The sequence below is a fragment of the Nocardiopsis sp. iso_237 genome, from assembly GCF_056173345.1.
This window is the reverse complement of the sequence record NZ_CM149669.1, coordinates 6,473,999-6,486,602: the sequence shown is the minus strand read 5'-3', so window position 1 is coordinate 6,486,602 and position 12,604 is coordinate 6,473,999. Positions and strand designations below refer to the sequence as shown.

The 12,604-nt window shown below is 69.5% G+C and carries 11 protein-coding genes, 1 tRNA gene and 1 pseudogene; 5 read left to right on the top strand and 8 right to left on the bottom strand.

The annotated features are described in order from the left end of the window. Positions 1-155: 155 nt before the first annotated feature. Positions 156-2,786 carry a replicative DNA helicase gene (locus AC0VYM_RS29040; RefSeq protein WP_475457493.1) on the top strand — a complete coding sequence of 877 codons (2,631 nt, stop codon included), beginning with the start codon at positions 156-158 and terminating at the stop codon, positions 2,784-2,786. Between the two features lie 150 nt (positions 2,787-2,936). Here the strand turns inward: AC0VYM_RS29040 and abc-f are convergent. The 6 genes and pseudogenes from abc-f to upp all read right to left on the bottom strand — a co-directional run bounded on the left by abc-f (position 2,937) and on the right by upp (position 7,973). Continuing rightward, a pseudogene (gene abc-f, locus AC0VYM_RS29035) lies at positions 2,937-4,583 on the bottom strand (ribosomal protection-like ABC-F family protein). A gap of 487 nt (positions 4,584-5,070) precedes the next feature. Next, positions 5,071-5,307, bottom strand: coding sequence for a hypothetical protein (locus AC0VYM_RS29030; protein WP_475457490.1), 237 nt, complete (start codon positions 5,305-5,307; stop codon positions 5,071-5,073). A gap of 254 nt (positions 5,308-5,561) precedes the next feature. Continuing rightward, positions 5,562-6,071 (bottom strand): PH domain-containing protein, encoded by a 510-nt coding sequence (locus tag AC0VYM_RS29025; protein WP_378735462.1) that lies wholly within the window; start codon positions 6,069-6,071, stop codon positions 5,562-5,564. Between the two features lie 20 nt (positions 6,072-6,091). Further along, complete coding sequence (locus AC0VYM_RS29020) at positions 6,092-6,256, bottom strand: hypothetical protein (RefSeq protein ID WP_017545737.1); 165 nt, start codon at positions 6,254-6,256, stop codon at positions 6,092-6,094. Positions 6,257-6,642: 386 nt separating this feature from the next. After that, a complete protein-coding gene (locus AC0VYM_RS29015) occupies positions 6,643-6,885 on the bottom strand; it encodes a hypothetical protein (protein WP_431868011.1) in 243 nt (80 codons plus the stop codon). Positions 6,886-7,319: 434 nt separating this feature from the next. Further along, positions 7,320-7,973 carry a uracil phosphoribosyltransferase gene (gene upp, locus AC0VYM_RS29010; protein ID WP_475457487.1) on the bottom strand — a complete coding sequence of 218 codons (654 nt, stop codon included), beginning with the start codon at positions 7,971-7,973 and terminating at the stop codon, positions 7,320-7,322. Positions 7,974-8,297: 324 nt separating this feature from the next. On the opposite strand from upp, the gene AC0VYM_RS29005 reads away from it, so the two are divergent. The 4 genes from AC0VYM_RS29005 (at position 8,298) to AC0VYM_RS28990 (ending at position 9,933) form a co-directional block, all read left to right on the top strand. Further along, positions 8,298-8,798: a tRNA adenosine deaminase-associated protein gene (locus AC0VYM_RS29005; protein WP_378735469.1), complete on the top strand. Its 501-nt coding sequence runs from the start codon at positions 8,298-8,300 to the stop codon at positions 8,796-8,798. Positions 8,799-8,844: 46 nt separating this feature from the next. Then, positions 8,845-9,333 (top strand): tRNA adenosine deaminase-associated protein, encoded by a 489-nt coding sequence (locus tag AC0VYM_RS29000; protein ID WP_475457485.1) that lies wholly within the window; start codon positions 8,845-8,847, stop codon positions 9,331-9,333. A gap of 49 nt (positions 9,334-9,382) precedes the next feature. After that, positions 9,383-9,835, top strand: coding sequence for a nucleoside deaminase (locus AC0VYM_RS28995; protein ID WP_475463294.1), 453 nt, complete (start codon positions 9,383-9,385; stop codon positions 9,833-9,835). A gap of 10 nt (positions 9,836-9,845) precedes the next feature. Further along, a tRNA-Ser gene (locus AC0VYM_RS28990) sits at positions 9,846-9,933 on the top strand. 51 nt (positions 9,934-9,984) lie between these two features. Here AC0VYM_RS28990 and AC0VYM_RS28985 read toward each other — a convergent pair. Both AC0VYM_RS28985 and AC0VYM_RS28980 read right to left on the bottom strand, forming a co-directional pair. Then, on the bottom strand, positions 9,985-10,545 hold the full coding sequence (locus AC0VYM_RS28985) for a PadR family transcriptional regulator (RefSeq protein ID WP_475457483.1): 561 nt from the start codon (positions 10,543-10,545) through the stop codon (positions 9,985-9,987). Positions 10,546-10,568: 23 nt separating this feature from the next. After that, positions 10,569-12,584 carry an oxidoreductase gene (locus AC0VYM_RS28980; RefSeq protein ID WP_475457480.1) on the bottom strand — a complete coding sequence of 672 codons (2,016 nt, stop codon included), beginning with the start codon at positions 12,582-12,584 and terminating at the stop codon, positions 10,569-10,571. Between the last annotated feature and the right edge of the window lie 20 nt (positions 12,585-12,604).

Sequence of the window (12,604 nt, the reverse complement as noted above, 5' to 3'; positions counted from 1 at the left end):
TAACCTCTGTGCGCAATGCCCCACGGGGCTTCGGTTGTGGTGGTAGGGGTTGTCCACAGGCGCGCCGAGCGGCGTCTTCGGCACCCCGGATGGGGCATCCTGGAAGAGTCGGTCCGATCCGGGCCGACGCACGCGGCCGGTGTGGGGAGAAGTACGTGAGTGTCGCTGAGCAACCACCTGAAGAGGGCGGATACGAGCGCACCCCACCGCACGACATCCAGGCCGAACAGAGCGTTCTGGGCGGCATGCTGTTGTCCAAGGACGCCATCACCCAGGTCGTCGAGATCATCCGCTCCGCGGACTTCTACCGCCCCGCGCACCAGATCATCTACGACAGCGTCGTGGACCTCTTCTCCCGGGGCGAGCCGGTCGACGCCATCTCGGTCAACGCCGAGCTGACCAAGCGCGGCGAGGCCACCCGGGTCGGCGGAGCCCCCTACCTGCACACGCTCACCGAGGCGATCCCCACCGCCGCCAACGCGGGCTACTACGCCAAGATCGTCTCGGACCGCGCGGTCCTGCGCCGCCTGGTCGAGGTCGGCACCCGCATCGCGCAGATCGGCTACGCGGGCGACGGCGAGGTGGACGACCTCGTCGACCACGCCCAGGCGGAGATCTACAAGGTCGCGGAGAAGCGTACCGGCGAGGACTACGTGGTCCTCGGTGACATCATGCCCGGCGCCCTCGACGAGATCGAGGCGATCGGCGCCAACGACGGCAGCATGACCGGCGTGCCCACGGGCTTCGCCGACTTCGACGCCCTCACCAACGGCCTCCACCCCGGCCAGATGGTGATCATCGCCGCCCGTCCGGCAGTGGGCAAATCGACCCTGGCCCTGGATTTTGCTCGGGCCGCGTCCATCAAGAACGAGATGGCGTCGGTCTTCTTCAGCCTGGAGATGGGGCGCAACGAGATCGTCATGCGTCTGCTCTCCGCCGAGGCGCGGGTACCGCTGCACACCATGCGGTCCGGTCTGATGACCGACGAGGACTGGGCCCGGCTGGCGAGACGGATGGGCGAGGTGGCCAGCGCGCCGCTCTTCATCGACGACTCCCCGAACATGTCGATGATGGAGATCCGGGCCAAGTGCCGTCGTCTCAAGCAGCAGCACGACCTCAAGCTGGTGATCGTCGACTACCTCCAGCTGATGAGCTCACCCGGCCGGGTGGAGAGCCGCCAGCAGGAGGTCTCCGAGATGTCGCGTTCGCTCAAGCTCCTGGCCAAGGAGCTGGAGGTGCCCGTGGTGGCGCTGTCCCAGCTGAACCGTGGTCCCGAGCAGCGCACCGACAAGCGCCCCCAGGTCTCCGACCTGCGCGAATCCGGGTGTCTGGTGGCGGAGACCCGGATTCTTCGAGCGGACACGGGAGCCGAGACGACACTGGGTGAGCTTCACTCGAGTGGGGAACGGGACGTACCCGTCTGGTCGCTCGACGAACGACTCCGCATGGTGCCCCGTACCATGTCACACGTCTTCTCCAGCGGGCTCAAGGAGGTCTTCCGGCTCAGACTGGCCTCCGGTCGTGAGGTGATCGCCTCCGGGAACCATCCCTTCCTGGCGTTCGACGGTTGGGAGGCCCTTGAGAAGCTGTCCGCCGGTGACCGTGTCGCCGTGCCGAGGAGCGTGCCGAGGCCGGAGACGCTGAGGAGGTGGCCCGAAGCCGAGGTCATCATGCTGGCTCACCTCATTGGTGACGGTTCCTTCGTGAGGCGTCAGCCGCTTCGTTACGCGAACACGGACGAGGACAACCTCGCAGTGGTGACCGAGGCGGCGCAGCACTTCGGTGTCACGGCGGTGCGGGACGAGTACGCTTCGGCCCGGACGATCACGCTCCGACTTCCCGCTCCGTTCCACCTCACCTACGGGAAACGCAATCCCATCGCGAAGTGGCTGGACGACCTGGGTCTCTTCGGTCTGCGCAGCCACGAGAAGTTCGTCCCCGAGGAGGTTTTCGCCCTCTCGAACGAGCAGGTCTCGCTCTTTCTCCGGCACCTCTGGGCGACCGACGGATCGGCCCACTGGAACGAGAACGGGGGCAAGGCGCGGATCTACTACGCATCCACCAGCCGCCGCCTCGTGGACGACGTGGCCCGTCTTCTGGCCCGGTTGGACATCATGAGCCGGATCAAGAAGGTCCGCAAGGGAGAGCACCGGGTCGGCTACACCCTGGACATCAACGGTGTTGACGAACAGAGGCGCTTCGCCGAAGTGGTCGGGTGCCACGGTGCTCGTGCGGAGCGGCTCGCGGCATGTGTCTCCGGTCTGGCCGCTCGATCGTCCAACACCAACGTGGACACGGTGCCGGTCGATGTCTGGGGACGAGTGCGTACGACGCTCACCGAACGGGGCATGAGTCATCGTCGGTTCGCCACGGAGATGGGCACGAAGTTCTCCGGGAACGCGGTGTGGAAGTCCGCGCCCAGCCGAACCCGCCTGTCCCGTGTGGCCTCGGTGCTCGGCGACGCGGATCTGGAACTGTTGGCCACCAACGACGTCTTCTGGGACACCGTGGTCGAGGTGGAACCGTTGGGCGAACGCGAGGTCTTCGACGCGACCGTCGCTGGCACGCACAACTTCGTCGCGAACGGCATCAGTGTCCACAACTCGATCGAACAGGACGCGGACATGGTGATCCTGCTCTACCGCGAGGACGTGCACGACAAGGAGTCCCCGCGTGCGGGCGAGGCCGACATCATCGTGGCCAAGCACCGTAACGGCCCCACCGCCGACGTGACCGTGGCCTTCCAGGGCCACTACAGCCGGTTCGTCGACATGGCGCCGGGCTAGCCGGTGGGTGGGACGGCCTTCTGACGGTGTAGGTACGGGGCGTGACCACGGGCGGCTGGATGGGCCGCTTCGGTCACGCCCCGTTGTATCGGTCAATCCATTAGTCGACTTATGTGCTAGCCGTAATGTCGACAAAGAGACACGTCGACATTACTGTGCGGAGTCGCTGGTCACGGCCCCTTCGCGGAGTTCCAGACGTCGACCGGTGAACCTCTGGCGCGCCCTGCGGTCGTGCGTCACCAGCACCAGGGCGCCCGTGTACCGGGACAGCGCCTCCTCCAGCTCCTCGACGAGGCCGGGGGAGAGGTGGTTGGTCGGCTCGTCCAACAGCAGCAGGTCGTGGGTGCCCGAGGTCAGCCGTGCCACCTCGATCCGGCGGCGCTGCCCCACGGACAGCGAGGACACCGGCTGGTCGAGGTCACCCACCCGGAACAGCCCGAGCGAGGCGAGTTCGTCCCGGTACTCCTCCGGGTGGCCGGGGCGTCCGGAGGAGTAGGCCTGGAGCACGGACCGCCCCTCGGGCACCGGGGCGTCCTCCTGGCGCAGGAGACCCACGCGTCGGGGCGGAACCACCCGGCCGGAGTCAGGGGTCAGCTCCCCGGACAGCACCCTGAGCAGGGTGGTCTTCCCCGCACCGTTCGGACCCGTGACCAGGACCCGTTCGCCGGGGGCCAACGACAGCGCGCCGACCTCCAGCCGGTGGTCCACCCGGACCCGCTCCAGCTCCGCGACCGGGGCGTCCTCCGGTGCCGGACCGGTGAACCCGGCGGCCATCCGGAGGGGGACCGGCGGGGGCGCCACAGGGTGCGCGGTCAGCCGGGCCATCCTCTCCTTGGCGTTGCGGATCCGGCCCATCGAACCGTGCGCCGCCCCGCGCATCCGGAACGCCCCGTGCCCGAAGCCGGCCTTGTCCATCATGCGCGGGATGGCCCGCAGGGCGGCGATGTTGTTGTCGGCCAGGCGCCGCTGCCGGGCCAGGTCCCACTTCCAGTCCTCGTACTCGCGGGACCAGCGCGCCCGTGCCGCGGCCCTGGCGGTGAGGAACCCGTCGTACCCGTCGCCGTACCTCCGGACCCCGTGCGTGTCCGCGTCCAACTCCAGCACCGTGTCGGTGACCCCGGCCAGGAAGGCCCGGTCGTGGGTGACCGCGACGACCGTGCCCCGGTGGTTCCGGAGCCGCGCCTCCAACCAGGCGACCGCCTGGTCGTCCAGGTCGTTGGTGGGCTCGTCCAGCAGGAGGAGTTCGGGCGAGGCGGCCAGGGTCGCCGCCAGCGCCAGCCGCGAACGCTCCCCGCCGGACAGCGTCCGCAGCGGTCGGTCGCGGTCCAGGGAGGGCAGGCCCAGGCCGTGCAGTCCGGCGTCGACACGGGCGTCGGCGTCGTAGCCGCCGCGCGCCTAGAACTCCGCCAGGAGGTCGCCGTAGGCGTCCAGCTCCTTGGGGGTGGCGCCGCCGAGGGAGGCCTCGGCGGCGTGGACGCGCGCCTCCAGGTCCCTGAGGTCCCGGAGTGCGTCGTCCACCGCGTCGGCGACGGTGCCGTGCCGAACACCGCCGGACACCCGCTCCAGGGTCTGGGGCAGGTACCCCACGCCGCCGGGGGCGCGCACGGTGAGCTCCCCGTTGTCGGGGGCCTCCGCGCCGGCGAGGAGGCGGAGGAGGGTGCTCTTGCCGGAGCCGTTGTCACCGATCACGCCCACGCGTTCGCCGGGGCGGACGGTCAGGCTGACCCGGTCGAGGACGGTGTGGTCCCCGTAGCGTTTGGTGATCTCGCTCAGGGCGAGTTGGGATCGGTGTCGCATGCCTGTTCCGAGCATGTGGCCCTCCTGTTCTGCGTGGTTCCGGTGTGGGGTGCCACGGAGCGCGGGGGCGGGCCGGTGTTTCGGTCATGGGTGCACAGGGGTGCTGAAGGACCGGAACACGGAGAAGGAAGGGCTGCCCGTACGCGACCGCGGTGTGGGGACGCCGACGGAGCGGGCCCGGACCGCGGTGCGGTGGGGCGTGTGCTCGGAACGTGGGCGTCCGGCGCGGATCACAGGTGGATGTGGAGCCTCATGGACAAGACGATACGTCTCGTTGTGGGCACTGTCAAGGCTGCGGGGTGAGACGGGGATCACTAGAGAGGGTTGCTCTGGGGCCTAAATAGAGACATCCACATTTGGATTTATGGTCTTGCCGATTTGTCGACATAGCGACGAAGGGGCTCCGAAGCGTAAGGGGGCCGCGCATGACGAAGGGCCGCCCGCGTGGTGCGGGCGGCCCTTCGTGAGCTGTCGTCGGCGTCGCGGGCTAGAGCCAGCGCGCCTCGGGTCGAGTGCGGCCACTCTCGTCGGTGACCAGGACCCAGTGCATGATCGGGTGCTCCGAAGTGGTGTCGGTGTCCTCGTGGTCCGTGCGCGGACGCGGGACCAGCGCGGGCTCGGGGGCCAGGCCGGAGAGTCGGCGGCTCGCCGCGGTGGACCGGGTGCGCCGGGGGGCGGTCGTGGAGTGAGAGAGGTGCGGCCCGTTCTCGGTCCTGCGTGCCATGAAGCCCTCCTCGTTTCCTTATCAGATGACCCAAGTTAACCCTATGTTCACCTTCGAGTCAATTGGGTTCCTTCGTGGCGAGTCCGATGCGCAGGGCCTGCGCGCCGGGCCGGGCTCCAAAGTGAACGGAAGGTGAACGGATCGGTAACCGGGTTGTACCCGGGGCGCGCCCGGTTCACTCCGGTCCCCGGACACGAAGAAGCACCCGCCGCTGGGGCGGGTGCTCCGTGAACGTCCGTGGTCGGCGCGTCCGGCTACTCCTTGAAGATCAGTCCCACGACCTCCAGGTAGAGCTGCTCCGGGTAGGGAATGAAGGCGATCTTGCTGAGCGCCTGGTCCTGACCGGCGGACTCCATCACGAAGGTGCCGTATCCGAGGAAGCGGCCGATCAGCGTCCGCTCGAACCTCATGTCGGTGACCTTGCCCAGCGGCATCATGTTCACCTGCCGGGTGATCAGCCCCGTGGTCAGCAGCAACCGCGCCGACGTGATCACGAAGTAGTCCACGGACCACTCTGCGACCCGCCAGACGAACCACACCAGTACGAGCAGCCACAACCACCACACGAGGGCCAGGGTCGCGGCGCTGTTGGCGCCGATCGTCTGGCTCAGGATGGCCGCGAACACCAGGGCCGCCAGAACCGCACCCACGGGTCCGATGAGGACCGCGGGGTGCCGACGGATGGTCACGACGTCCTGCTCGTGCGGCAGGAGATAGCGGTTCACCGATGCCGGAGCCGCGTTACTTGAGGCTACGAGCTTCATGAAACCCGACCCGTCCCCGCCTACGACAGCAGCGTGTTGACGAACCGGGACATCGACTCAGCGCCGCCCACCAGGAGATCCAGTCCGCTCTGGATCACGCCGGCCGCGCTTTCAGGTTGCGTGAGCAGATAAAACGCCACGAAACCAATGAGCGCGTAACCGCCCCATTTCTTCAACTTCGCCACGACTGACTCCCCTTGGAATCCACCTGACCCACCAACCCAGCTGCGATTGTCGCACCGACCATCTTGCCCGTAAAGCCTGGACCACACTCTCGGCGTGGCGGTATGTCGGACGTTCACCCCTTGCGGGCTGTGTCCGGTTTCGGTGGCGTTGGTAACCGAGTGACTGAAGGTCCGGAAAGAGTTCCCGTTCTGGTGCAGGTCAGGGCGGTGGCGCCGGTCGCGGTGGCGCGCTCTCCCGTGTCTGGAACAGGGCACGGGGCACGTCTCCAGGCTCCGGAGGAGGGGCCACCGACCCCGGGGGACGGGTGGCGGAGAGCCAGGATCTTCGCGAACCGAAGAGGCGAGTAGTGCGCGCCCGAAACCGTTACGGGGGTGCCGTGTGGGCTCTAGCGCTGTTCCGCGAAGGCCAGTGCGAGTACCTGGAGGTGCTGCCGGGCGATCCGCTCCACGAGGTCCGGGGTGGCCCGGCCGGTCACGTCCTGGGCGCCGTGTCTGGCCGCGTCCACGCACCGCGAGACCGTGGAGGAGTGGTGCACGTCGGAGAACTCCGACGACAGGCGGTTGACGACGGGGCTGAAGTGCGGGTCGCGGGCGGCCTGGGCGGTCGAGGGGGAGGTGTTCTCGGGCATCTCACTCCTTGGGGCTGCGGGGCTGCGGGGGCGGAACAGCACGGCGCGTGTACGGCTCGGGGCTTTGAGTAGCCACTGGAGGGTTGCCGGAGCGCCGCGCCGGAAAGGGGCGGCGACGTTCGGATATCAGTGGGCTGAGCCCCTTGTGGGGTGGTTTCGGTCTGGCAGGTGCACCCGGTTACGGGTAGTCAGGAACCATCATCACTCTAATCTGTTACGTTCCAATCTCGAAATGAATTCGGCTAATGCAACACCGTGTCGGTTGCCCCCCGACCAAGCCAGCTCCACCTGGGGAGACGCCTCGGGGTGTGGGCGCGTGATGGGACCAATGCCCGATTTTCGGGCGTTCATTCACCCCGGCACTAAAAGAGCCGAAAAAGCGCCCAACCGGTGATCCGGTTGGGCGCTCGTGCCTCGCGTCGCGGGGTTCTGGTTCAGGAGCAGCCGTACAGACGGTCGCCCGCGTCGCCCAGCCCCGGGAGGATGAAGCCGTTCTCGTCCAGGCGCTCGTCCACCGCCGCCGTCACCACGCGCAGTGTGGCGCCGTGGTCGTCGGGCAGGGTTTCGGCCAGCTTCTGCTCGACGGCGACCAGGCCCTCGGGCGCCACCAGTAGACAGATCGCGGTGATGTGGTCGGCGCCCCGGTCCACCAGCAGCTTGAGCGCCGCGGCCAGGGTTCCGCCGGTGGCCAGCATCGGGTCCAGCACGTAGCACTGGCGGCCTGACAGGTCCTGCGGGAGGCGGTCGGCGTAGGTGGCGGGCTGGAGGGTCTCCTCGTCGCGCGCCATGCCGAGGAAGCCGACCTCGGCGGTCGGCAGCAGGCGGGTCATGCCGTCGAGCATGCCGAGGCCGGCGCGCAGGATCGGGACGACCAGCGGCGTGGGGCGCGTCAGCTGGGTGCCGGTGGCCTCCACGAGCGGGGTCCGGATGGTGACCTCTGTCACGCGGACGTCCCGTGTCGCTTCGTAGGCGAGCAGGGTGACCAGCTCGTCCGTCAGCCGCCGGAAGGTCGGTGAGTCGGTCCGCACGTCGCGCAGGGTGGTCAGCTTGTGCGCGACCAAGGGGTGGTCGACGACCAGGGTTTCCAAAGCGTTCTCCGGGTGAGCTGGGATAACGGGACGGTGGATGGGGAGAGGGGCCAGCCCGAGTCTAACCGCGCGTATCACCCGAACCAGGGCTCCCCACAGCCCCCGCCTCCCCTTCCGCCCGTTCTCGGCGGCGTCGGGTGGGAAACAGGTGCGCACGGGTTCGGTCACGGGGGCGCGGTGAACCCGTGTCTCGTGAGAGCGTTAGGGCGTTCCACGGCGGACGAGGGTCCACGACGCAGTGAGGGTGATCGTTACCATGGCACTCGCACGGGCGGGCCGGGCTCCACTCGTCCGCACCGAAACACCGTCCGGGTTGGGGTGACGATGACAGTGCTCGATCATGGTGACGACGACTCGGGTGACTTCGCGGCCGTCGCGTACAGGGAAGAGGAGTACTGGGACGTCGACCTCCTCCCGATCGCGCTGACACACGATCTCAAGGGGCTCATCCACGCCCTGCGCCAACAGCCGAGCATCAGCGGCTCCCTCGGGCTGGTGTCGGTCGGTGACGACTTCTTCATCATCGTCCGGGTGTACGGCGAGGAGGTGTCCCTCTTCCTGTCCGACGTGACCGCCTCGGTCGACTGGCAGGTGGCCCGGGACGCCCTCGACTACCTGGACATCGACCTCCCGGAGGACGACGACCTCGACCAGGTCCTGCCCGCGGGCGACCTGTCCGTGGTCGCGGACCTCGGCCTGGACGAGATGGAGCTGGGCGCCCTCGCGGGCGACCTGGACCTGTATCCGGACGAGGTGCTCGCGAGCGTGTCCGAGCGTCTGGGATTCGCCCAGGCCTTCCAGCGTGTCCTGGACGGTATGGGGTAGGGGCACGCCTGGAAGACCACCAGGGTAGAGATCAGGAGGGCACGCGGTGTCGACCTTCGCAGCCGTCTTCGCTCCGAACGGCAAGACGTGGCGGGGTACTGAGGTCGATCTCGGTGACGTGGACGCCATCGACGACGTCACCGACCTCATGCTGGACCTCGCCACGGACTGGGGCAGCGAACTGACCCTCCTGTTCGTGGACGCGGACGACGAGTGGTTCGCCGTCGTCCGGATGGACGAGTCGGATCCGGATCCGAGGGTGTACCTCTCGGACGGCCGGGTGGTGCACGACCACCCGCTGGCCGGAGTGCTCTCCGAGGCCGGGGGGCTCGGTTCCTCGCAGCCCGTCGAGAGCGCGGGATCCCGTCCCGACCCCCGCCCGGACGGTGATGGGCGGCTCCTCACCGACCTCGGGGTGACCGAGGACGAACTCGCGGACCTGTCCGTGGGTGGCGGGGTCCTGCCCGGTGACGTGATCGCGATCATCGCGGAGCGCTCGGGGTTCGCCGACATCTTCGACTCGATGAGGCTGTGACCGGGTGACCGGCCTGCCCGAACTCGACCGGGGCGCGGTCGACGAGGCGATGCTCGCCGCCCTGGCCGAGGCCGAGCGGGCCCTGGCCACCGACGACGTCCCGGTCGGCGCCGTGGTGCTCGGGCCCGACGGCGCCGTGCTCGGACGGGGACACAACAACCGTGAGGCCACCGGGGACCCGACCGGCCACGCCGAGGTGCTGGCGCTGCGCGCGGCCGCCGAGGGGCACGGTGAGTGGCGCCTGTCCGGGTGCACCCTCGTGGTCACCCTGGAGCCCTGCGTGATGTGCGCCGGGGCCACGGTGCTCTCCCGGGTGGACCGGTTGGTCTACGGCGCGCGCGACGCGAAGGCCGGTGCGGTGGGCTCGATGTGGGACCTGGTCCGGGACCCGCGCCAGAACCACCGTCCGGAAGTCGTTCCACCCGATCTGATCAGCGCCGACATCGCCGCTCGGTGCTCGGATCTGCTGACGGGGTTTTTCGCACGGCGCCGAGTCCGGTAGAGTACCTCTCGGTGGATTCGCCTAGTGGCCGATGGCGCCCGCCTCGAAAGCGGGTAAGGGGCAACCCTTCGAGGGTTCAAATCCCTCATCCACCGCCACCAGCCGCCCCCGGCACAGCCGGGGGCGGTTTTTTCGTGCCTGCGGCCCCCTCAGGCGGTGGAGCCGCCCGCCGGTCCGGGGCCGGACAGGTCAGCGATGGCCCCGTCCAGCCAGGTCACCCAGAAGAGCTCCAGGTCGATGCCGCCCTGGAGCACCAGCCCCTGGACCCGGTCCCTCTCCGTGCCGTGCCCGCGCGCGGTGTCGCGCCGCTGGAACTCCCGGTACTCCGCCAGGCGGGCGGCGTGCAGCTCGCGGTGGCGGCGCAGCTCCTCAAGCAGGTCGGCGCCGACCCCCACGACCCCCGCCGCGCGCAGGCGCAGCATCAGGGGGTCGCGGAGGGCGCGCGGCTCCTCCTGCTCACCGACCCAGCGCCCCAGCTCGTCCCGGCCCGGGCCCAGTACCTCGTACGCCTTGCGCTGGCCCCGGGTGGGCGAGTCCGTTGGCAGCGCCCGGATGAACCCCGCCTTCTCCAGCTTGCCCAGCTCCCGGTAGATCTGCTGGTGGGTGGCGGACCAGAAGTACCCGATGGAGCGGTCGAAGCGCCGGGTGAGTTCCAGTCCGGAGGAGGGCTTCTCCAGCAGGGCGGTCAGGATCGCGTGGGGCAGGGACATGAGCGCATTCTAGGCAGGGGCGGCTACAGGGCGGCGGCGAGCTCGGTGCCCTGCTTGATGGCGCGCTTGGCGTCCAGCTCGGCGGCCACGTCGGCGCCGCCGATCACGTGCACGGTGCGACCGGCGGCGGTGAGCGCGTCGGCCAGGTCGCGGCGCGGGTCCTGTCCGGCGCACAGCACCACGGTGTCGACGGCGAGCACGCGCTCCTCTCCGTCCACGGTCACGTGCAGGCCCTCGTCGTCGATCCGGCGGTAGTCGGCGCCCGCCACCATCTCCACGCCCCGGTGGCGCAGCTCCAGGCGGTGGATCCAGCCGGTGGTCTTGCCCAGGCCCTTGCCGACCTTGGAGGTCTTGCGCTGGAGCAGGTGGACGGTGCGGGGCGGGGCGGCCCGTCGGGCCGTGCCCAGTCCGCCGCGCTCCCGGTACCCGGTGTCCACGCCCCACTGTCGGAAGAACGTCTCGGGGTCCTGGCTGGCGTCCTCCCCGCCGTCGGTGAGGAACTCCGCCACGTCGAAGCCGATGCCGCCGGCGCCGATGATCGCGACCCGCTCTCCGACCTCGGCGCCGCCGCGCAGCACGTCCACGTAGCTCACCACGCTGGGGTGGTCCGCGCCCGGGATGGCGGGGGTGCGCGGGGTGACGCCGGTGGCGATCACGACCTCGTCGTACCCGTCGAGGTCGGCGGCGGTCACGGTGGTGTCCAGGCGCACGTCCACGCCGTGCCTGTCCAGCTGGACGCGGAAGTAGCGGAGGGTCTCGTCGAACTCCTCCTTGCCGGGCACGCGGCGGGCCATGTTGAGCTGGCCGCCGATCTCCGGTGCGGAGTCGAAGAGGGTGACGGTGTGGCCGACCTCGGCGGCGGAGACGGAGAAGGCGAGCCCGGCCGGGCCTGCCCCGACCACGGCCACGTTTCTGCGGGTCCGCGTGGGGGACAGGACCAGCTCGGTCTCGTGGCAGGCGCGCGGGTTGACCAGGCACGAGGTGATCTTGAGCTGGAAGGTGTGGTCCAGGCAGGCCTGGTTGCAGCCGATGCAGGTGTTGATCTCCTCGGCCCTGCCCGCTTCGGCCTTGGCGACGAAGGCGGCGTCGGCGAGCATGGGGCGGGCCAGGGAGACCATGTCGGCCCGGCCCTCCGCGATGATCCGCTCCGCGACCTCGGGGGTGTTGATGCGGTTGACCGCCACCAGGGGGACGGTCAGCTCCTTCTTGAGGCGCTGCGTGATCCACGTGTAGGCGCCGCGCGGCACGGAGGTGGCGATGGTGGGGACCCGGGCCTCGTGCCAGCCGATGCCGGTGTTGATGATGTCGGCGCCCGCGGTCTCGATCCGCCTGCCGAGCTCGACCACCTCGTCGTAGGTGGAGCCGTCGGGGACGAGGTCGAGCATGGACAGCCGGTAGACGAGGATGAACTCCTCGCCGACGCGCTCGCGGACCCGGCGGACGATCTCCAGGGGGAGGCGGACGCGGTTGTCGAAGGAGCCGCCCCAGCGGTCCTCGCGCTTGTTGGTGGCGGGCGCGATGAACTGGTTGATGAGGTAGCCCTCGGAGCCCATGACCTCGACGCCGTCGTACCCGGCGCGCCGGGCGAGCTCGGCGCAGCGGGAGAAGTCCTCGATGGTGCGCTCGATCTCGTCCTCGGTGAGGGCGTGCGGCACGAAGGGGCTGATGGGGGCCTGGAGGGCGCTGGCGGAGACGGACTCCTCGCTGAAGGCGTAGCGGCCGGTGTGCAGGATCTGCATGGCGATCCGGCCGCCCTCGCGGTGCACGGCCTCGGTGATGAGACGGTGCTGGGCGACCTCGTCGTCGTTGGTGAGCTTGGCGCTGCCGGTGAAGGTGGCGCCCTCGGGGTTGGGGGCGATGCCGCCGGTGACGATGAGGCCGACGCCGCCGCGCGCGCGTTCGGCGTAGAAGGCGGCCATCCTCTCGAAGCCTCGGGGGGCCTCCTCCAGGCCGACGTGCATGGAGCCCATGATCACGCGGTTCCTGAGGGTGGTGAAGCCCAGGTCCAGGGGTTCCAGAAGGTGGGGGTACTCGCTCATGACCTCTCCTCGCGGGGTGC

What these genes read in the sequence shown, in the direction of transcription:
- AC0VYM_RS28985 (WP_475457483.1), bottom strand. Translation starts at nt 10,545, where the DNA reads ATGTCCCTGCCCCACGCGATCCTGACCGCCCTGCTGGAGAAGCCCTCC.
- AC0VYM_RS29025 (WP_378735462.1), bottom strand. Translation starts at nt 6,071, where the DNA reads ATGAAGCTCGTAGCCTCAAGTAACGCGGCTCCGGCATCGGTGAACCGC.
- AC0VYM_RS28980 (WP_475457480.1), bottom strand. Translation starts at nt 12,584, where the DNA reads ATGAGCGAGTACCCCCACCTTCTGGAACCCCTGGACCTGGGCTTCACC.
- AC0VYM_RS29030 (WP_475457490.1), bottom strand. Translation starts at nt 5,307, where the DNA reads ATGGCACGCAGGACCGAGAACGGGCCGCACCTCTCTCACTCCACGACC.
- AC0VYM_RS29015 (WP_431868011.1), bottom strand. Translation starts at nt 6,885, where the DNA reads ATGCCCGAGAACACCTCCCCCTCGACCGCCCAGGCCGCCCGCGACCCG.
- AC0VYM_RS28995 (WP_475463294.1), top strand. Translation starts at nt 9,383, where the DNA reads ATGCTCGCCGCCCTGGCCGAGGCCGAGCGGGCCCTGGCCACCGACGAC.
- AC0VYM_RS29005 (WP_378735469.1), top strand. Translation starts at nt 8,298, where the DNA reads ATGACAGTGCTCGATCATGGTGACGACGACTCGGGTGACTTCGCGGCC.